The organism is Arthrobacter methylotrophus, from assembly GCF_039539965.1.
In the GTDB taxonomy this organism is placed as follows: Bacteria; Actinomycetota; Actinomycetes; order Actinomycetales; family Micrococcaceae; genus Arthrobacter; species Arthrobacter methylotrophus.
Window position 1 is genome coordinate 1,058,935 of record NZ_BAABED010000001.1, and the last position, 19,170, is coordinate 1,078,104.

The following is a 19,170-nucleotide window of genomic DNA, read 5'->3' on the forward strand; positions in this document are numbered from 1 at the left end:
GGGGCGCACAGTCAGTCGACCCCGCTGTTAGTTGACCGTGCTGTTAATTGAAAGTGCTGCTAATTAACAGTGCCCAGCTCCTTCGCCTCTTGGGCTTCCATGCGCGGGTCTGCACCGAGGAGCCGGCGCAACGACGCGAGGCGCGCGGCGCCCGACTCGCCGGCATGGCCATCAGCCACCCAGGAATCCAGTCCGCAACGAACGGCGGCGGCATCGTGTTTACAGCCTCGCTCGCACATTTCCGTTCCGGGTTCCAGATCCGGGAAGGCATGCAGGATGCGGTCCGGGTTCACGTGGGCCAGGCCGAAGGAACGGATGCCGGGAGTATCGATGATCCAACTGCCGCCAGGGGCGTCGCTGAGCTTCAGTGCAAGCGCAGAGGACGAGGTGTGCCGTCCGCGACCCGTCACGGCGTTGACCCCGCCGGTGGCGCGCTCGGCCCCGGTGAGGGCATTCACCATGGTGGACTTCCCGACGCCGGAATGGCCGAGCAGTACGGTGACCTTCCCGTCGAGGTAGTGCCGCAACTGGCCGACGGCGTCGCCATCGAGGCGGGCGGACAAACCGTCGTCGGATCGTGCATCGATGCCGGAGGCGCCTGCGTCCGCCGTCCGGCTGATGATGATGGGGAAACCCAGGCTCACGTAGTTGGAGAGCAGTTCTGTCGGATCCTTTACGTCCGCTTTGGTGACGAGCAGCAGCGGTTCGATTCCGGCGTCGTACGCCGCTACTAGGGCGCGGTCGATAAATCCGGTCCGCGGTTCCGGGTTGGCGGACGCAACCACCACTACGAGCTGGTCTGCATTCGCGACCACTGCCCGTTCGATCGGGTCCGTGTCATCGGCGCTTCGCCGCAGGAGGGTTTTTCGCTCTTCGACGCGCACGAGGCGGGCGAGGGTGTCCGGTGCCCCGGACACGTCGCCGACGAGTGCCACGAAGTCTCCGGGAACCACCGGGGAGCGCCGGAGTTCCCGGGCACGGGCCGCAATGATGATGCGCTCATTGTCCGAGCTTTCGCCTACTATCGCGGTGTAACGGCCGCGGTCGACCGTAACGATGCGTCCGATCACGGCGTCGTCGTGGCTGGGGCGATCCTTCGTGCGGGGGCGTGAGCCCTTCTTGTTGGGGCGGATCCGTACATCGGATTCATCCCAGGAGCTTGCGTCGCGAGCCATCGTCAGTTGCTTGTCTCCGTTGAACCAGTGTCCGCGGCCGCTTGGCCACCACTGAGCATCGATGCCCAGATTTGCGGAAATTCGGGCATGGTCTTGGACGTGGTCGCGATGTCTTCAACCTGGACACCGTCGACGGCGAGCCCCAGGATGGCGCCGGCCGTCGCCATCCGGTGGTCGGCGTAGCTGTGCACGACGCCGGCATGCAGTGTTGCGGGACGGATCACCAAGCCGTCACTGGTTTCCTCGGCGTCACCGCCCAGCCGGTTGATTTCGGCAACGAGTGCGGCGAGCCTGTCCGTTTCGTGTCCGCGCAGATGCGCGATGCCGGTGAGCCGGGAGGGCCCCGACGCGAGAGCGCACAATGCCGCAACCGTGGGGGCAAGCTCACTGGTTTCGTCGAAGTCCCCGCCCAGGATGTCGGAACCACCCTTGACTGTCAGCGTGCCGTTATCCAACGTGACAACGGCGCCCATAGCGGCAAGAATGTTCCGCCAGAGATCGCCGACCTGAGTGGTATTCGTTGGCCAGTTGGGGATGCGGATGGTCCCCTTGGTGGCCAACGCCGCAGCCAGAAACGGGCCGGCATTGGAGAGATCCTGTTCGATCCTTTGATCGAAGGCTTGAATGGTGCCCGGGGACACGCGCCAATGGTTCGGCACGGAGTCGTCAACCTGCACACCCACGCCGCGCAGGACGGACACTGTCATGCTGATGTGGTCGAGGCTGGGTACGGGCTTGCCGACATGCTCAAGGTGAAGGCCCTCGTCGAAGCGGGCACCCACCAGCAGTAGTGCGGAGACGAACTGCGAAGAGGCGCTCGCATCGATCACCAAGTGGCCACCACGAACAGAGCCAGTACCGGAAACCTTGAACGGCAGGGAGTTCGCCGTTTGCCCGTCCACACCGCTGACTCCCACTCCGAGTGTTCGGAGGGCTTCGATGATGGTGCCCATGGGACGGTTCCGGGCGTGCGGATCGCCGTCGAATACCGTAGCGCCGTTGCGGAGCGCAGCAAGGGGCGGCACGAAGCGCATGACCGTGCCGGCAAGGCCGCAGTCGATGGCCGTCTCTGACGCGGCGATCGCCGGATCGATGGGAGTTACTTCAAGATCCGGGCCGTACTGGCCATCGCCGGGAACCTCCGTAACCGTGGCGCCGAGCTGGCGCAGGGCCGCGACCATGAGCGCCGAGTCCCTGGAGTGCAGGGGTGCCCGCAGCCTGGACGGCCCGTTGGCCAAGGCCGCCAAGACGAGATAGCGGTTAGTCAGCGACTTCGAACCAGGAACCGTGACCGTGGCATCTACCGGGCGGTTCGCGAAAGGCGCCCTCCACAGAGGGGGCGTGGAGGCGGGGCTGCTGCCCGAATCGGCTGTCTGCGTGGCGGGGGTTCCTGGCATGCTTCCTTATGCTCCAACTGCGTTGTCTACGGCCTTGCGGACGGCCCGGTCTGTTTTCTTGATCTGCTTTCCCGTGGCCTTCTTGGCGTCCATGGCGAGGTGCTCGGCGCGCCATGCGAGGCTGGGTTTGCCCGCAGTGTCGACGGCGGCAAGAAGAACGCCGCCTGTCAAGGAAATGTTCTTGAGCAACTGGGCGCGGCGGCCGAGGCGGCCTTCCTTGGTGCTGATGTCCGCGGAACGCCATTCAACAAAGGCGTTGAGGACCGAGATCCCGGCAAGCAGCGTGGCCGAGAACCGGGAGCACTTGCCGAGGGCCAGCAGCGCACCGGCGCCTACCTGCGTGCCGCCGATGACTCGTGCAAGCAACTTTTCGTCAGCAGGGAAAGGCAGCGACTGAGCGGCGCGGCGCAGCAGCGGAGAAAGCTGCTGGGCAGTGTCATCCGCATTCTTGAGCTTGTCCAGCCCGGCGACGACAAAGCTGGACGCCAACATTGGCCTGGCGAGAAAACGGACGAGGGACATATTTGCCTCCTGGATGGCTTGCCACAATGGTCAGGTGGTGCTGCGTTCAAGTGGTGCGGGGTTCACGGGGTGCAGTCGGTTCTAGTGTTGCATCTTTGCGGAATATTTGCCCGGAGCCTGCGGTTGTGAAAAGAGGGTGCGGTAAGGGCTGGACCTTTGGTTGAGGTGTGTGTCGGGCGCGCCTGTGACACAAGTGGAGCGGAGTTGGTTTTTTGACCCTGGTTAAGGACCGCGAGGAACAGCTTGCGCCCGGGCGGGGGCTGCCGGTGAACTCCCGGCGGGTGACAGTAGACTTGGATGCAATGAGCACCATGGATCCGGCCGCAGCGGCCATGTATAAAGCAGCGACGGAAGTCGCGGACACAACGTCCGTTGACGACGCAGCCGTTGAGGCCGACGTCGAGATTGCCGTTGACTTTGCAAACGAGACCCCCGAGCAGCGGAGGGCGCGCTTCGAGCGCGACGCCATGCAGTATGTCGACCAGCTGTATTCGGCCGCCATGCGCATGGCCAGGAATCCGTCCGACGCGGAGGACCTGGTCCAGGAAGCCTATACCAAGGCTTTTTCGGCATTCCACCAGTACAAGCCGGGTACCAATCTCAAGGCGTGGCTGTACCGCATCCTGACGAACACCTACATCAACCTCTACCGGAAGCGGCAACGCGAACCGCTGCAATCGAACTCGGACACGATCGAAGACTGGCAGTTGGCGCGGGCCGAATCCCATACGTCCGCGGGGCTCCGCTCTGCCGAGGCGGAGGCGCTCGATCATCTGCCGGACTCGGACGTGAAGAGCGCCCTGCAGTCCATACCGGAAGAATTCCGGCTAGCGGTGTACTTCGCCGACGTTGAGGGCTTCGCATACAAAGAGATATCAGACATTATGAACACCCCGATCGGGACGGTCATGTCCCGGCTCCACCGCGGCAGGAAAATGTTGCGCGATCTGCTGGCGGACTACGCTGCAGAACGGGGAATCAGCGCCGGCGCCGATGAAAAGGCTTTGGCCGTGGGCGCGGCCGCAAGCAAAAAACAGGAGAAAAGGAAATGAGCTGCCAAGGATTGGGCGACTGCGACGATGCTCGGATGCAGCGTATCTATGAGTACCTCGATGGTGCGTTGACGCGCGAGGACATCGCAGAAATCAAAGTGCATCTGGAAGACTGCCCGGAGTGCACCGAGCAATACGACCTTGAGTGCGTCATCCGCACTGTGGTCAAGCGCTCCTGCACGGAGGCTGCTCCTGAGAATCTCAAGAACTCGATCCTTGACAGGATCCACGCGATGAAGTCCGTGGACGTCTAAAGAGTCTGGAACGGCAAGGGCCCCGGAAACCTGATGGTTTCCGGGGCCCTCCGCATTAAGTCTTACGCTAAGCCGCTGGCTTAGGTGTTGGGACGCTTGCCGTGGTTTGCGCCGCCGCGCTTACGGTCACGACGCTTACGTGCACGCTTGCTCATAGCTGGCCTCCTTAGATTCTTGATACTCAATAAAGCTGCCCTCCAGTCTCCCACATCCGGGGGCCACCTCGCGAACCGCGCGGGACTCGGCCCGCGCGGAAATTCGTGCTCAGTCCCTGAGGGAATTCAGGATGGAGATCCTGGCTTGGTCCAGGACGGTGCGCACGGTTTCAAGGGCGACCGGAGTCAAGGCTTTGGAGCCCGCGTGCTGCCGCAACTCGATGCGGAGGTCGTTACGGAAGGATTGGACCATCAGCTCGGCCTCCTTGAGGATGCGTTGCCCCTCTGGCGAGTAGCTTCGCGCCCACGACTGGAATTCCGAGGTCTTCGCATTGGCGCGCGCAGCCTCCGCGGTTGCGGCCAGGTCCGCGCGTAGGCCACGCATGTTGCTGCGGATGTCCTCGCGGAGATTGTCGGCTAACCGCCGGACGGAGGCAGAAATGTTGTCTTCGACCTCGGCCAGTTCCTGCCGCCGACTGTTGAGCTCGGCCAGCCCTGCCGCAGTGATGGAGTAGTTGGTGCGTCGTCCATCGCTGCTGGTGGCAACCAGCCCTTCGTCCTCAAGTTTGCCGAGGCGCGGATAGATGGTTCCGGCACTGGGGGAGTACGTCCCGCCGAAGCGTTCGCCAAGGGCCTTGATGAGCTCGTAGCCGTGCTTGGGGCCCGATTCCAGGAGTGCCAGCAGATAGAGCCGGAGGGCGCCGTGGGCAAAGACGGGCGGCATTAGAAGGCCTTCTCCCCGGGGACTGAGCGCGCTGCCCCGGGCGCCGGTGCGCTGCCGTGGATGATGCAGATCTTGCCCGAGACGGAATTTGCGCGCACCACCATCAGCTGCTCGTCCGGACCCGCGATGGTCTGGACCTTGCCGCCTGGCTGTGCGAAGAGCTGATCATCGATCATCACGGTGCCGCTGGCCGATTTGGCCACGATATCCACGCCGAGGTCGTGGGGCAGGCGGATGGTGAGGTCGCCCGAAACCGAATTGGCTCCGAAGTCCTGCGTGTAGCCGTGGAGGTCGAAGCTCAGGTCGCCGCTCACGGTGTTGGCCCGGATGTTCCTGAAGCGGCCCGAAGCCGTGACCTCGCCCGAGACGCTCTTGGCGGTCATGACGCCGTCGTGGTTCCGGGCGATCACCTCGCCGCTGACGGTATTGACGTGAAGCTCGCCGTGCGTGCCGTCCGCAAGCACGGACCCGGATACGGTGTTGAGGCGGATGCGTCCATTGACGCCCGACACCATGCCGTCGCCACTCACGGTTCCCGCTTCGACGTCGACGCCGGCCGGCAGGGCAATGCTGATGACGATCGTGTTGGCGCTGGTGTTGTTGACGGTCCCCATCAGGCTGCGGAACCAGCCCTGTGCGCCGTGCAGTTGGTGGCGCACCTCGAGACGGCCGTCAACGAGGGTGACGCTCAGCGGATCACCGTCGAGTTCCGAGACTTCGATCCTGGTGATCGGCTCGTCATGGGTGACGACGTCGAAGCGGCCCTTGACGATGCCCAGCTTGAGCGAGCGGACGCCGTCGACGTCGATCGTCTGCGGGCCGGTGATGGTCCAGTTTTCTTCTGACATGACCCCTCCAACAATGCACAAATGTTGCGATATATCGCGTTTATGAACTGACGATATATCGTGACTTGCGGTTTGGCAAGCGTTCCTGCGTTGGGAGAGCTGTTTGTCCGGGCCTATTCCGGCTGGGCGATCCTCAGCCACAGGAACCAACCGCGGTGCAACACAAGCCACGCCATGAGTCCGTAGCCCGCCTGCCCAGGGGTGCCACCGTTCGCTGCAAGGTCGGTGCGCCACTGCTCGTGGTTGAGCAAGGGCGAGAACGTATCCACGTACTGGTGGTTGCGGCGGGTGGTCACGTCGGCGAATGCGGCATTAAGCTCGGCGATCCGGCGGTTCTGGGCCGGGTCCAACCTAGGTGGCGGACCGACGACGAACACTTCGATGTTGCTTTGGGAAGCCCCGTCCAGGATATTGGCCAGATTGAGGCGGCTCCGCGCGGTGGATACGCCGAACTCGACGTCCCGGCCGGACAATCCGATGACGAGGCGGTTCTCGTGGAGATTGCTGAAACGACGTCCGGCTTCGTCGAGCCAACGCCCCGCCAGGCCCTCGGTGCCCTCCATCGGGCAGGGAAGAGAGTAGCACTCCACCAGAACGGCGTCTTGGGGAGTACGGGCGAGAACCCTTCCGAGCCAACCCAGTGCCCTGGGGTCACCGAGCCCGGCGAGCAGTTCATCACCAACAGCTGCGATGCGCAGCTTCCTGTCTTCCACAGTTACCTCTTCACCAAACGTTGCGGTTCTTGCACTGTGCCCGGCCGGCGGCAGGATTGCCGGACACCTGTTCCATTAAACAGAACTGCCCGGCTGGAAACGGGTATTGAACCTCCAGCCGGACAGCCTTCTTATGTGAGGGTTTACTTGCGTTCGAATGCCTGCTTGAGCAAGGCAGCCTGTTCGGCGCTGTGACGCTTCATGGAACCGGCCGCCGTGGAGGCCGAAGCTGGACGCGAAACGAGACGGACCTTGCGCTCCAGTGCCTGCGGCAGGTTCAGGCCGATGAACGGCCACGGACCCTGGTTGGCGGGTTCGTCCTGCGCCCAGACGATGTCGGCATTCGGATACTTGGCCAGTTCCGCCTCGATCTGGGCCTGGGGCAAGGGGTACAGCTGCTCCAGCCGGATGATCGCCGTCGAAGCGTCGCCGGTTTTCTGGCGGTTCGACAGCAGGTCGTAGTAGAGGCGCCCGGAAACCAGGATCACGCGATCCACGTTCTGGCCCTGAAGGGGCTCGTGCTCGCCGATGACCGGCTTGAACCCACCCGTGGTGAAGTCCTCCACCGCCGAAGCTGCAGCCTTGAGGCGCAGAAGCTGCTTCGGGGTGAAGACGATGAGCGGCTTGCGGGGACGGCTGTAGGCCTGGCGGCGCAGCAAGTGGAAGTGCGAGGCAGCCGTGGTCGGGTTGGCCACGATCATGTTGTCTTCGGCACAAAGCTGCAGGAAACGCTCGATGCGGGCGGACGAGTGGTCCGGTCCCTGGCCTTCGTAGCCGTGCGGAAGCATGAGCACGAGCGAGGAACGCTGGCCCCACTTCTGCTCGGCCGAGGAAATGAATTCGTCAATGATGGTCTGTGCTCCGTTGACGAAGTCACCGAACTGGGCTTCCCACAAGACCAAGGCATCCGGGCGTTCCACGGAATAGCCGTATTCGAAGCCCATGGCTGCGTATTCGGACAGCAGTGAGTCGTAGATCCACAGCTTGGCCTGCTTGTCGCTCAGGTTGCCCAGCGGCATCCATTCGCTGCCGTTCGCGCGGTCGTGGAAGACGGCGTGGCGCTGCACGAATGTGCCACGGCGGGAATCCTGGCCGGCGAGGCGGACAGGGACGCCTTCCATGACGAGCGAACCGAAGGCCGCGATCTCGCCGAAGCCCCAATCAATACCGCCTTCGCGGGACATCTGCTCGCGCTTTTCAAGGAGCTGCTTGAGCTTGGAGTGGACCGTGAAACCTTCCGGAATATCGAGGTGTGCCTGGCCGATCTTCTGGAGCTTTTCTGCCGAAATGGCCGTAGTGGCCGGGGCGTTGGTGCCGACGTCCGCCTGCTGGGCAATGGGACGCTCGATGTCCGAGACCGCAGCAGAGTCTGCCGTGATGATCGGGATGGGCGACGTCTGCGCGGCGTGGGTCTCCGCGAATACCCGCTCCAGGCGTTCCTGGTAGTCGCGCAACAACTGCTCGGCTTCGTCCTCGGTGATGTCGCCACGGCCGATGAGGGATTCCGTGTAGAGCTTGCGGACGGAGCGTTTTGCTTCGATCAGGTTGTACATGAGGGGCTGCGTCATCGAGGGGTCGTCGCCCTCGTTGTGTCCACGGCGGCGGTAGCACACCATGTCGACAATGACGTCCTTGTGGAAGCGCTGACGGAACTCGTAGGCCAACTGCGCGATGCGCACTACGGCCTCGGGGTCGTCACCGTTCACATGGAAGATGGGGGCCTGGATCATCTTGGCTACGTCGGTGGAGTATGTCGAAGAGCGCGAGGACGACGGCGCGGTGGTGAAGCCGACCTGGTTGTTCACGATGATGTGGATGGTTCCACCGGTGCGGTAACCGCGCAGCTGGGACAAGTTGAGCGTTTCGGCCACCACGCCCTGGCCGGCAAAGGCAGCGTCACCGTGAACCATGATGGGCAGCACGGGGAACGCTTCGCCCTGGTCCAGCCGATCCTGCTTGGCACGGACGATGCCTTCAAGGACGGAGTCCACCGCTTCAAGGTGGGACGGGTTTGCGGCGAGGTAGACCTTGGTCTCGTTGCCGTTGTCCGAGGTGAACGTGCCCTCGGTGCCGAGGTGGTACTTGACGTCGCCCGAGCCCTGCACGGAGCGGGGGTCCTGGGTGCCTTCGAACTCCCGGAACACCTGGGCGTATGTCTTGCCAGCAATGTTCGTGAGCACGTTGAGGCGGCCACGGTGGGCCATGCCGATCGCGACTTCGTCGAGTCCGTCGTCGGCCGCGTCGGAAATGATGGTGTCCAGCAGCGGAATCAGGGATTCGCCGCCTTCGAGGGAGAAGCGTTTCTGACCTACGAACTTCGTCTGCAGGAAGGTTTCGAAGGCCTCCGCAGCGTTGAGCTTGGAAACGATGCGAAGCTGCTCTTCGCGGCTCGGCTTCGAGTAGGGGTGCTCCACCTGGTCCTGAAACCACTTGCGTTCTTCAGGCTCTTGGATGTGCATGTACTCAATGCCCGTGGTGCGGCAGTAGGCATCGCGAAGAACGCCCAGGATGTCGCGGAACTTGAGCATCGGCTTTCCGCCGAAACCGCCGGTGGGCCACTCGCGGTCCAAGTCCCACAGGGTGAGGCCATACGTCAGGACGTCGAGGTCCGGGTGCTTGCGCTGCACGTACTCAAGGGGGTTCGTATCTGCCATGAGGTGGCCGCGGACCCGGTACGAGTGGATCAACTGCTGGATGCGGGCAACCTTGTTGATCTCGTCAGCGGGGTCGACCTGGAGGTCGGGGCTCCAACGGACGGGCTCGTAGGGAATGCGGAGCGCTTCGAAGATCTCATCGTAGAAGTTCTGGGCGCCGAGGAGGAGCTGGTGGACGAGTTTGAGGAACTCGCCGCTTCCGGCGCCCTGGATGACGCGGTGGTCGTAAGTGGACGTCAGCGTGAGGATCTTGCTGATGGCGTTCTGGGCGATGATCTTCTCGCTCGCGCCTTGCCATTCGGCCGGGTAGTCGAGCGCGCCGACGCCGATGATGGCAGCCTGGCCCTTGGAAAGGCGTGGCACGGAATGCACGGTGCCGATGCCGCCCGGGTTCGTCAGCGAGACGGTGGTGCCGGCGTGGTCGTCCGCCGTGAGCTTGCCGTTGCGTGCGCGCTTGATGAGGTCTTCGTAGGTGTGCCAGAACTCGGCGAAGTTCATGGTTTCGGCCTTCTTGATGTTGGGGACCATCAGGAGGCGGGTGCCATCGGGCTTGGGCATGTCAATGGCGATGCCGAAGTTGACGTGAGCGGGCTGAACGGCAACGGGCTTGCCATCCACTTCGTCGTAGTACACGTTCATCGACGGGAACTGGGAGAGAGCGCGGACCACAGCATAGCCAATGAGGTGGGTGAAGGAGACCTTGCCGCCACGGGCGCGGGCAAGGTTGGAGTTGATGACGACGCGGTTGTCGATCAGGAGCTTGGCGGGAACGGCCCTGACGCTGGTGGCGGTGGGAACTTCGAGGCTCATGACCATGTTGGAAGCGATGGCCTTGGCGGGACCGCGGAGGACCGAGACAACGTCCTCTTCCGGAGGAGTGGGTGCCTTGGTGCTCTTGGGGAGCTGTGCCGGGATCGGCTGTGACTGGCTGCCGTCGGACGGCTTCTGTGCGCCGTCCTTGGCGACAGTGGCCGGAGCCTTCTTGACCGGTGCTGCGGGAGCAGCCGGAACAGTCGTGGCCGGGGCAGGAGCGGCTGCCGGTGCAACCACGGGCGCAACCGGCGTCATTGCCGTTGCTGCGGCCTGTGCCACGACAGGAAGTTCACGAGTGGGAGGGTTCGCAGGGGTTGCGGATGTTCCGTTGGAAGAAGTGCCGTCAGCGGTGTCGAAGGACTCGAAAAGCGGCCACCACTTGGCGTCGACCGAATTCTTGTCCTGCTGGTACCGCTCGTACAGTTCGTCAACGAGCCACTCGTTTCCGCCAAATTCCTCGGGTAGACGGTGGCTTGGCTTCTCTGGCACTTGAAATACGCCTCTTCCGTGAGTGTTGATTTCCAGCTGGCCCGGGAAAATGCAAAGTGCAAGGCGAGCCAGAGTCTGGGTCCCGCGAACTCAGACCCTAGCCAGTCTAGTGACGGGCGGCAGCTATCTGCCAATAGTGGTGACCTAAATCATGCCAATCACGACGCCGGTCGGCTTCAGGACCCTGGCGGGATCCTTCTTCCTGGTTTCTTACCCCGGTCCAAGGGGGTGCAGGCCTTGTTGCGGGCGGGTGAAGCAGGGTGGCAGCCGGACTGTAGACTGGGATTCTTATGGACAGTAATTCTAGGTGCCGGCCTGGGAGCTGCAGGGGGAGCCATCTGGCGATCCCTTCGCAGCGCACCCGTCGAGCCGGCAACGCCCGTACACATGCCCATCAAACCCCGGAGCTCCAGGCCGACAGTTCAGCGGAACGTTCAGCCGCTGCGTCCGACCAGCCCCCGCCGGGTCAATCAGCCCTTGGCCTCCCGGGACCGCTTCCCAAGCTCTCCGCGCCATCCGCCGGTGGTCTCTAGTGGAGTGGCTTCTCCTTCTCTCCGGCGTGCTCCTGATTCTGGGCACGGGCTTCTTTGTCGCCGTCGAGTTTTCCCTCGTGGCACTCGACCAAGCAACAGTCCAAAGAGCCGTCGACGGCGGCGATCCCGCCGCTGCGGCGCTGCTCAAATGTTTGAAGTCCCTTTCCACGCAGCTATCAAGCTGCCAATTGGGGATCACTCTCACTACGTTATTGACCGGCTTCGTGATGGAGCCCTCCGTTGGCCGTTTGCTGCACGGGCCGCTGCTCTGGGCCGGACTGCCCGAGGCTGCCGCGCAGTCCTTGTCGCTCATCCTCGCCATGACCTTCGCAACCGTGTTGTCGATGCTGATCGGCGAGCTGGTCCCCAAAAACATGGCCATAGCCTTGGCGTTTCCGTTGGGCAGGGCGTTGGCACGCCCGCAGTTGGTGTTCACGGCCGTCTTCAAACCGGCGATCATGGTGCTCAACGGCTTCTCCAACAGGATGCTCAACCTCGTGGGACTTGAAGCAAAAGAAGAGATCTCGGGCGCCCGCTCGCCATCCGAGCTTGCCTCCTTGGTGCGCCGTTCCGCGGAGCTCGGAACCCTTGATGCCGGGACGGCCAACTTTGTGGCACGGACCCTGAAATTTTCGGCCCGTACGGCGGCCGATGTCATGACACCGCGTATCCGCGTGGAAACCATCGACGCCGAGCAGTCCGTCTCGGACATTATCGAGGCTGCCCGGCGTACCGGGTATTCACGCTTCCCGATCATCGGCGATTCCGCGGACGACATCCGCGGCGTGGTCCATATCAAGAAGGCGGTATCCGTCCCGTCGGAACGTCGGAGCAGGCTCCAGGCCGGTGCCATCATGTCCGAGGTCCTGAGGGTTCCCGAAACCATCCACCTTGACTCCCTGCTCCTTGAACTTCGCGAGGGCAACCTGCAACTCGCCGTCGTGCTTGATGAATACGGCGGAACCGCCGGGATCGCAACCCTTGAGGACTTGGTGGAGGAAATCGTCGGCGAAGTGGCGGATGAGCACGACAAAGTCCGGCCGGGATTGCTGCAAAGCGCTTCGGGTGACTGGTACTTCCCAGGACTCTTGCGCCCGGACGAGGTGAGCGAGCAGATCCCCGGCCTGACCGTCCCTGATGACCCCGCCTACGAGACCGTGGGTGGTTTTGTCATGAGCCAATTGGGTCGGATCGCGGTCGTGGGCGACATCGTCGAGGCCGGCGGTGGCAGCCTTGCCGTCACCCGGATGGACGGCCGCCGGATCGACCGCATTTGCTTCCACCCCACGGCGCCGGAGCCCGACGGCGATGCGGATCACGAAAGTGCTGACCCTGGGGGAACTACGGAGCGCGCATCGACCGGCTGGCAAAGCCGCAAGCAAGCCAGCAAACGGTTAGGCAAGGGCGCCGGCAACTCGGCAGGCGACGCCGTCGGCAACCCGGTAGCCAAAACCGCCCGCAGAGGACGTGCAGCATGAGCGACTGGGCAGGAATCTTGTGGCTCGTGGTGCTGTTGATCGGCAATGCCTTCTTTGTCGGTGCCGAGTTTGCCGTGATGTCCGCGCGCCGCAGCCAGATTGAGCCCTTGGCCCAAGACGGTTCAAAGCGCGCCCAGACCACGTTGCATGCTATGGAAAATGTCTCTTTGATGCTGGCGTGCGCCCAGCTTGGCATTACCGTTTGTTCGCTGCTGATCCTCCTTGTCGCCGAGCCTGCGATCCACCATTTGCTGGGTGCGCCGTTGGAAACCCTCGGTGTCCCCGGTAAATTGGCGGACGTCATTGCTTTTGCGGTTGCATTGTTGGCGGTCACGTTCCTCCACGTGACGTTTGGCGAAATGGTCCCCAAGAACATCTCGGTTTCCGTGGCAGACAAGGCGGCATTGCTGCTGGCGCCTCCGCTGGTCCATATCGCGAGGTTCGTGAAGCCGGTTATCTGGACGCTGAACTGGTTGGCCAACCACATTCTGCGCCTGATGAAGATCGAGCCGAAGGATGAGGTGACCTCCTCCTTCACGCTTGAGGAGGTGCAGTCGATCGTCCAGGAATCGAGGCGTCACGGATTGGTGGACGACGATGCCGGCCTGCTGAGCGGCGCCTTGGAGTTTTCCGAGCACACCGCGGCGCACATCATGGTGCCGCTGGACAAGCTCGTGATGATGAAGCCCGGATCCACGCCGCGCGAACTGGAGAAGGCAGTGAGCCGCACGGGCTACTCCCGTTTCCCGGTGTTGGACGAGGACGGCGAGTTGACGGGTTATTTGCACATCAAGGACGTGCTTTCCATCCCGGAGGAAGGACGTCGCTATCCGATTGCGGAAAGCCGGATCCGTTCCCTCGTGAACCTTGCGCCGGAGGACGAGATTGAAGATGCCATGTCCGTCATGCAGCGGACCGGCTCGCATCTTGGCCGGGTTGTGGGCCCGGGTGGCGCGACACTCGGGGTGTTGTTCCTGGAGGACGTCATCGAGCAGCTCGTTGGCGAGATCCGGGATGCCACCCAAGCCAGGGGGATCCGACGCTTTGGCGGATCGGAATCCTAAATAGGAATCATTCCCATTTAGGGGTACACTCGTTGAGTTCCCTGTTGTGTTTGATTCGGTAGATCCGAGGTTTCCCGTGCGTCACGCTGCCGCCCGTTTTTCCCTTGCCACAGTGCCTTCCGCATGCGCGGCAGTTGCCGTCCTGCTATCCGGCTGCGCCGCACCTGCCGGGACAGCGCCGTCGTCGCCCTCCGGGGTGATTGACGTGGTCGCCTCCACCAGCGTTTATGGCGATATCGCCAAGAGCGTCGGAGGAGACAAGGTGTCAGTGACCTCCATCATCAGCAAGACGAGCCAGGATCCGCACTCCTATGAGGCAAGCACCCAGGACAAGCTGGCCATATCCAAGGCCGGACTGGTGATTGACAACGGCGCAGGTTACGACGATTTCTTCAGCAAGCTGAGCGATGACAGCAAGCTCCCCGCCGACAAAGTCATCACTGCCGTCAACGTGTCCGGACTCCTTCCGACGGCTGGCTCGGGCGCTTCCGCCAAGGTGCCCGAAGGGTTCAACGAGCATGTCTGGTATGACTTCGACGCCATGGGCAAGGTGGCCGATACTGTGGCTGCGAAGCTCGGGAGCCTGGACTCCGCCGAGGCGAAGACCTTCACTGCCAACGCGGACAAGTTCAAGTCTTCCCTGACCGCGCTCAAGACCAAGTTGGCTGAGATCAAGTCTTCCAAGGGTTCCGCTCCAGTAGCCGTCACCGAACCGGTACCGGGCTATCTGCTCGACGCTGCCGGGCTGGAAAACAAAACTCCTGAAGCCTTTAGCCATGCCATCGAGGTCGGCTCGGACGTTCCACCGGCGGCAGTCAAGGAAACGAGTGACTTGCTGACTTCGAAGTCCGTTCGGTTCTTGGCCTACAACGAGCAGACGTCCAGTCCGGAGACGGAAAAGCTTAAGGCTGCCGCAGCCACGGCCGGAGTTCCCGTGGTCGCTTTCACCGAGACGCTTCCGGAAGGCAAGGACTACCTCGCCTGGATGACGGACAACGTCAACAACGTTGCCGCAGCACTCAACAAGTAAACGGCATTTGGCAAGATTGTCAGCTGATAGGCCCCGCAATCGTCCTAAGATGTACAGGGCGGCTGCGGGGCCTTATGCGTTCCAAGTGCAGGGTGCTATTCATGCGCAAGCCAACAGCAACACAGCTTTGCAAAACCCACGGATCGAGGATTCTTTTTGACACCGGTAGTGAGCCTTCGCGGTGCGGGCCTTCAGTTTGGCCAGCGGGCCCTCTGGAAGGACCTCGATGTGGACATCCAGGCGGGTGAGTTCTTCGCCGTGCTCGGTCCCAACGGCAGTGGCAAGACCAGTTTCCTCAAGGTCCTCCTCGGTTTGCAGCGGCTCCACTCGGGGACAGTGACTGTGGGTGGGCAACCCGTGGAACGAGGCAGCCGAAAGATCGGTTACATTCCGCAGCAGAAGTCGTTTTCTTCGGACATACCCCTGCGGGCCAGGGATCTGGTAGCCCTCGGCGTCGACGGCCACCGCTGGGGCCTGCGGATCAATGCCAAAGCCGTCAATGACCGCGTCGATGCTCTCCTGGAGCTGGTGGGGGCGAGCGACTACGCCCGCGTGCCGCTTGGCCAGTTGTCCGGCGGAGAGCAGCAGCGGCTCCGTGTTGCCCAGGCGTTGGCCGCCGAACCCGAACTCTTGCTATGTGATGAACCGCTGCTGTCTTTGGACCTGCGCCACCAGCAGGCGGTCAGCTCCCTCATCAATCAGCAATGCCACGAGCGGAACAGCGCCGTGGTGTTCGTGACCCATGAAATCAACCCCGTCATCGACTACGTGGACCGTGTCCTCTATCTCGCAGGCGGTAGGTTCCGGGTGGGAACACCGCAGGAGGTCATGACGACCGAAGTCCTCTCGGAGCTGTACAACAGCAATGTGGAAGTCATCCGCGCGAACGGCAGGATCGTCGTCGTCGGGCTTCCCGACGCCACCACCCACTATCACGATGACGCGTACGCCGGCGTGGAGGAGGGCCACTAAATGGATCTCGGCAGCATCCTGCACACCATCTTCAACTTTGAAAACTACGGCGAATTGCTGGCTCTTGTGCAGAATTCCCTGTGGGCTGGAGCCGTCCTTGGCCTCCTCGGCGGGCTCGTCGGCACCTTTGTCATGAAAAGGGATCTCGCTTTCGCGGTGCACGGCATCTCGGAGCTGTCCTTCGCCGGTGCCTCTTTCGCCTTGCTGATCGGCGCGGACATCATTTTCGGTTCGCTCGCAGGATCCGTTGCGGCCGCATTGCTGCTCGGACTCATGGGTGCCAAGGCGCGGGAAAAGAACTCAATCATTGGCGTCATCATGCCGTTCGGGCTGGGCCTTGGCATCTTGTTCCTGGCCCTCTACCAAGGCCGGGCGGCCAACAAGTTCGGGCTCCTGACCGGTCAGATCGTGTCCGTTGACACGGTGCAGCTCCAAGCCCTCGTGGGCACAGCCGTGGTGGTCATGATCGCCTTGGCTGCCATGTGGCGTCCGCTCAGCTTTGCCAGCGTCGACCCGGAGATGGCGGAGGCCAGGGGCGTTCCTGTCCGTGGCTTGGCGATTGCCTTCATGGTGTTGCTTGGCGTGAGCGTCGCCTTGTCCATCCAGATCGTTGGCGCACTCCTGGTGCTGGCGCTCCTGATCACCCCGGCCGCGGCCGCCCTGCGGGTGACCACGTCGCCGCGGCTCGTGGTCTTGTTGAGCGTGCTTTTTGCCATCACGGCGACGGTGGGTGGCATCCTCCTGGCGCTCGGCAGCAGGATTCCCATCAGCCCGTACGTCACCACGTTGTCGTTCCTGATTTATGTGGTGTGCCGGATCATCGGCAACATACGCGCCAAACAGGGAATCAACGGCAGGGTGGTCCGTCCCCACGCCGCCACCGGCCAAGCAATGGAAGACCGGACGGTAGCCGGCTAGAGCTCGCCCGCAGCCTTCTTTGCAGTGCACTCGCGACAGAGCCCGAAAATCTCCACGGTGTGCGCCACCTCGGTGTAGCCGTTTTCGGCCGCTACCCGAGCGGCCCACGTCTCGACCGCCGGGGCCTCCACCTCGACGGCCTTGCCGCAATTGCGGCACAGCAAGTGATGGTGGTGGCCGGTCACGGCACAGCGGCGGTAGACGGCTTCACCGTCGGAATTGCGAAGGACGTCGATGAGCCCGTCGTCGGCAAGCGACTGCAGAATGCGGTAGGCAGTCGCCAGGGACACCGAAACGCCCTTGTTCTGGAGCAGCCTGTACAGCTCCTGGGTACTCACGAAATCGTCCAGTTCGTCCAAGGCCGCGCTGACGGCCAGGCGCTGCTTGGTGACCCGCTGCTCCTTGATCGCAGGATCCTTGACTGCAGGATCCTTCGCGGCCGGAAGCGGCTGGGGTGCGGGCCCGGACGTGGCGGCAGTGGCGCCGTGTGACATTCGTGGCCTCATTTCGATGTGGATGTTCGCAAACACCAAGATTACCAGCCGGGACGCTTAACGACCGGTTCGTGGACACCGCAGGAGGCTCGGTCCTAGGCTGGCTGCATGAAGCTCACCAAGTTCACCCATGCGTGCGTCCGCCTGCAAAAGGACAACCAGGTCCTCGTGATCGACCCCGGCACTTTTTCCGAGTCCGGAGAAGCCCTGGCAGGCGCCCACGCGGTGCTGATCACCCACGAGCACGCAGACCACGTGGACGTAGACGCCGTCGTCGAAGCGCTGAGGGGAAACCCAGGACTGCAGGTGCACGCACCCGCGGGCGTCGCGGCCCAGCTGGCCGCGAAGGCGGGCGACGACGGCAGCCGGGTGCACGCCGTCGAACCCGGCATTTCCTTTGAAACGGGCGGCTTCGCGATACGTTCCTTCGGAGGGCAGCATGCCCTCATCCACGCCCAGATTCCAGTGGTGGCCAACATCGGTTACCTCGTGGACGAAAACGTCTTCCACCCCGGGGATTCCTTTGTTGTCCCGGATGGCATTGACGTCAAGACCCTCCTCGTTCCGATTCACGCGCCGTGGTCGAAGGTGGGTGAGGTGGTTGACTTCGTGATCTCGGTCCGGGCACCCAAGGCCTATCCGGTGCACGATGGCTTGCTCAACGAATTCGGACGCGGTTTGGTGGAAGGACACGTGACCCGGATTGGTGCGAAGTACGGGACGAGCTATGCGCGGTTGTCGCCACGGGAATCGGTGGAGGTCTAGCTCAGTCCGCCCGGTCTTCTACCTGTTGCTTGGCCACGTGCCTGTCTCGAAGAAATCGGCCAGGATAGCCTCGTAAGGGGCAGGGTCCAAGCCGCGCTCGGCAATCCAGTCCGGGTTGTAGTAGCTTCCCGCGTAGCGATCGCCGGCGTCGCACATGAGCGACACAATGCTGCCGCGCTTTCCTTGGGCCCTCATGTCTGAAAGCAACTGGCAGACGCCCCACAGGTTGGTTCCCGTCGAGGGCCCTGCATGCAGGCCGGCCAGCCGGCGCAAGTGACGCATGGCGGCCACCGATGCGGCGTCGGGAACCTGGATCATGGTGTCGATGACAGCCGGGACAAAGCTGGGCTCCATGCGCGGGCGTCCGATGCCTTCGATCCTGGACGGCATGCCCGTCGAGTAGTCCGATACGCCGTCGCGCCAACCGGGATAGAAAGCGGAATTTTCGGGATCGACCACGGCCAGCCGTGTGTTGTGGCAGCGGTAGCGCAGATACCGGCCGATGGTTGCACTGGTCCCGCCGGTGCCGGCGCCCACGACGATCCATTCTGGTATCGGATGCTCTTCGAGGGCGAGTTGCTCAAAGATCGATTCCGCGATGTTGTTGTTGCCCCGCCAATCGGTAGCGCGCTCGGCGAAGGTGAATTGGTCCATATAGTAACCGCCGGACGTGCGGGCAACCTCCTCCGCCACGGCGTAGACCTCGGAGGCGTGGTCCACCAGCAGGCAGGCGCCCCCGAACTCTTCGATGAGGGCGATTTTTTCCGGGCTGGTGGTTCGGGTCATCACGGCGATGAAGGGAAGCCCGATGAGCCTGGCAAAGTATGCTTCAGAGACTGCGGTGCTGCCGCTCGAAGCCTCCACAATGGTGGTACCGTCCGCGATCCAGCCGTTGACCAGGCCATAAAGGAAGAGTGAGCGGGCCAATCGATGTTTGAGGCTGCCGGAGCGGTGTGTGGACTCGTCCTTGAGGTAGAGCTGGACGCCCCAATGCTCGGGGAGCGGCACGGCATAGAGGTGCGTGTCCGCCGAACGGTTGTTCTCGGCTTCGATCCGTCGGATTGCCTCGCTGGCCCATGCTCGGTCCTGCTTGCGTAGAGTGCTCACCGAACCAGCCTAC

18 protein-coding genes are annotated in these 19,170 nt (G+C 62.9%); 8 read left to right on the top strand and 10 right to left on the bottom strand.

Annotated elements, in window-relative coordinates; all coding sequences use genetic code 11:
• Positions 1 to 59: 59 nt before the first annotated feature.
• The 3 genes from rsgA to ABD884_RS05235 are packed head-to-tail and all read right to left on the bottom strand — an operon-like array spanning position 60 to position 3,094.
• Positions 60 to 1,175, bottom strand: coding sequence for a ribosome small subunit-dependent GTPase A (gene rsgA, locus ABD884_RS05225; RefSeq protein WP_345039066.1), 1,116 nt, complete (start codon positions 1,173 to 1,175; stop codon positions 60 to 62).
• A 2-nt stretch (positions 1,176 to 1,177) separates the two neighbouring features.
• Positions 1,178 to 2,572: a 3-phosphoshikimate 1-carboxyvinyltransferase gene (aroA, locus tag ABD884_RS05230; RefSeq protein ID WP_345039077.1), complete on the bottom strand. Its 1,395-nt coding sequence runs from the start codon at positions 2,570 to 2,572 to the stop codon at positions 1,178 to 1,180.
• Between the two features lie 6 nt (positions 2,573 to 2,578).
• Positions 2,579 to 3,094, bottom strand: coding sequence for a DoxX family protein (locus tag ABD884_RS05235; protein ID WP_345039082.1), 516 nt, complete (start codon positions 3,092 to 3,094; stop codon positions 2,579 to 2,581).
• 212 nt (positions 3,095 to 3,306) lie between these two features.
• Between ABD884_RS05235 and ABD884_RS05240 the strand changes: the two genes are divergently transcribed.
• Complete coding sequence (locus tag ABD884_RS05240; RefSeq protein WP_376954459.1) at positions 3,307 to 4,146, top strand: sigma-70 family RNA polymerase sigma factor; 840 nt, start codon at positions 3,307 to 3,309, stop codon at positions 4,144 to 4,146.
• Complete coding sequence (rsrA, locus tag ABD884_RS05245; protein WP_028264789.1) at positions 4,143 to 4,400, top strand: mycothiol system anti-sigma-R factor; 258 nt, start codon at positions 4,143 to 4,145, stop codon at positions 4,398 to 4,400. The genes ABD884_RS05240 and rsrA overlap by 4 nt, the downstream gene beginning before the upstream one ends.
• A gap of 80 nt (positions 4,401 to 4,480) precedes the next feature.
• Here the strand turns inward: rsrA and ABD884_RS26155 are convergent, their stop codons facing one another.
• From ABD884_RS26155 to ABD884_RS05265, 5 genes are all read right to left on the bottom strand, one after another.
• Positions 4,481 to 4,555 (bottom strand): 50S ribosomal protein bL37, encoded by a 75-nt coding sequence (locus tag ABD884_RS26155; protein ID WP_369299106.1) that lies wholly within the window; start codon positions 4,553 to 4,555, stop codon positions 4,481 to 4,483.
• A gap of 109 nt (positions 4,556 to 4,664) precedes the next feature.
• The gene (locus tag ABD884_RS05250; protein WP_345039091.1) at positions 4,665 to 5,279 is read right to left on the bottom strand and encodes a PadR family transcriptional regulator; all 615 of its coding nucleotides are present in this window, start codon (positions 5,277 to 5,279) and stop codon (positions 4,665 to 4,667) included.
• The gene (locus tag ABD884_RS05255) at positions 5,279 to 6,127 is read right to left on the bottom strand and encodes a DUF4097 family beta strand repeat-containing protein (RefSeq protein ID WP_345039095.1); all 849 of its coding nucleotides are present in this window, start codon (positions 6,125 to 6,127) and stop codon (positions 5,279 to 5,281) included. The genes ABD884_RS05250 and ABD884_RS05255 overlap by 1 nt, the downstream gene beginning before the upstream one ends.
• 113 nt (positions 6,128 to 6,240) lie before the next feature.
• Positions 6,241 to 6,840, bottom strand: a complete 600-nt coding sequence (locus tag ABD884_RS05260; protein WP_345039100.1) for a GDSL-type esterase/lipase family protein — start codon at positions 6,838 to 6,840, stop codon at positions 6,241 to 6,243.
• Between the two features lie 143 nt (positions 6,841 to 6,983).
• On the bottom strand, positions 6,984 to 10,796 hold the full coding sequence (locus ABD884_RS05265; RefSeq protein WP_345039108.1) for a multifunctional oxoglutarate decarboxylase/oxoglutarate dehydrogenase thiamine pyrophosphate-binding subunit/dihydrolipoyllysine-residue succinyltransferase subunit: 3,813 nt from the start codon (positions 10,794 to 10,796) through the stop codon (positions 6,984 to 6,986).
• Positions 10,797 to 11,328: 532 nt separating this feature from the next.
• Here ABD884_RS05265 and ABD884_RS05270 point away from each other — a divergent pair.
• From ABD884_RS05270 to ABD884_RS05290, 5 genes are all read left to right on the top strand, one after another.
• Entirely contained in the window at positions 11,329 to 12,807 is a 1,479-nt protein-coding gene (locus ABD884_RS05270) for a hemolysin family protein (protein ID WP_345039115.1), read from the top strand.
• Positions 12,804 to 13,871 (top strand): hemolysin family protein, encoded by a 1,068-nt coding sequence (locus ABD884_RS05275; protein WP_345039120.1) that lies wholly within the window; start codon positions 12,804 to 12,806, stop codon positions 13,869 to 13,871. Before ABD884_RS05270 ends, ABD884_RS05275 begins: the two co-directional genes overlap by 4 nt.
• 112 nt (positions 13,872 to 13,983) lie before the next feature.
• A complete protein-coding gene (locus tag ABD884_RS05280; protein WP_345039130.1) occupies positions 13,984 to 14,901 on the top strand; it encodes a metal ABC transporter solute-binding protein, Zn/Mn family in 918 nt (305 codons plus the stop codon).
• Between the two features lie 156 nt (positions 14,902 to 15,057).
• The gene (locus tag ABD884_RS05285; protein WP_345039135.1) at positions 15,058 to 15,873 is read left to right on the top strand and encodes a metal ABC transporter ATP-binding protein; all 816 of its coding nucleotides are present in this window, start codon (positions 15,058 to 15,060) and stop codon (positions 15,871 to 15,873) included.
• The gene (locus tag ABD884_RS05290; protein ID WP_051422871.1) at positions 15,874 to 16,791 is read left to right on the top strand and encodes a metal ABC transporter permease; all 918 of its coding nucleotides are present in this window, start codon (positions 15,874 to 15,876) and stop codon (positions 16,789 to 16,791) included.
• Here ABD884_RS05290 and ABD884_RS05295 read toward each other — a convergent pair.
• Positions 16,788 to 17,285 (bottom strand): Fur family transcriptional regulator, encoded by a 498-nt coding sequence (locus ABD884_RS05295; RefSeq protein WP_345039151.1) that lies wholly within the window; start codon positions 17,283 to 17,285, stop codon positions 16,788 to 16,790. The two genes, ABD884_RS05290 and ABD884_RS05295, sit on opposite strands and share 4 nt — an antisense overlap.
• A 108-nt stretch (positions 17,286 to 17,393) precedes the next feature.
• Here ABD884_RS05295 and ABD884_RS05300 point away from each other — a divergent pair, with 108 nt between their 5' ends.
• The gene (locus ABD884_RS05300) at positions 17,394 to 18,050 is read left to right on the top strand and encodes an MBL fold metallo-hydrolase (RefSeq protein ID WP_345039154.1); all 657 of its coding nucleotides are present in this window, start codon (positions 17,394 to 17,396) and stop codon (positions 18,048 to 18,050) included.
• An 18-nt stretch (positions 18,051 to 18,068) separates the two neighbouring features.
• Here ABD884_RS05300 and cds1 read toward each other — a convergent pair whose 3' ends face one another.
• A complete protein-coding gene (gene cds1 / locus ABD884_RS05305; protein WP_345039158.1) occupies positions 18,069 to 19,157 on the bottom strand; it encodes an L-cysteine desulfhydrase Cds1 in 1,089 nt (362 codons plus the stop codon).
• Positions 19,158 to 19,170 lie beyond the last annotated feature (13 nt).

Coding starts and splice junctions, on each gene's coding strand:
- ABD884_RS05255 (WP_345039095.1), bottom strand. CDS start 6,127: ATGTCAGAAGAAAACTGGACCATCACCGGCCCGCAGACGATCGACGTC.
- ABD884_RS05290 (WP_051422871.1), top strand. CDS start 15,874: ATGGATCTCGGCAGCATCCTGCACACCATCTTCAACTTTGAAAACTAC.
- ABD884_RS05235 (WP_345039082.1), bottom strand. CDS start 3,094: ATGTCCCTCGTCCGTTTTCTCGCCAGGCCAATGTTGGCGTCCAGCTTT.
- aroA (WP_345039077.1), bottom strand. CDS start 2,572: ATGCCAGGAACCCCCGCCACGCAGACAGCCGATTCGGGCAGCAGCCCC.
- ABD884_RS05250 (WP_345039091.1), bottom strand. CDS start 5,279: ATGCCGCCCGTCTTTGCCCACGGCGCCCTCCGGCTCTATCTGCTGGCA.
- ABD884_RS05295 (WP_345039151.1), bottom strand. CDS start 17,285: ATGTCACACGGCGCCACTGCCGCCACGTCCGGGCCCGCACCCCAGCCG.
- ABD884_RS05300 (WP_345039154.1), top strand. CDS start 17,394: ATGAAGCTCACCAAGTTCACCCATGCGTGCGTCCGCCTGCAAAAGGAC.
- rsrA (WP_028264789.1), top strand. CDS start 4,143: ATGAGCTGCCAAGGATTGGGCGACTGCGACGATGCTCGGATGCAGCGT.
- ABD884_RS05275 (WP_345039120.1), top strand. CDS start 12,804: ATGAGCGACTGGGCAGGAATCTTGTGGCTCGTGGTGCTGTTGATCGGC.
- rsgA (WP_345039066.1), bottom strand. CDS start 1,175: ATGGCTCGCGACGCAAGCTCCTGGGATGAATCCGATGTACGGATCCGC.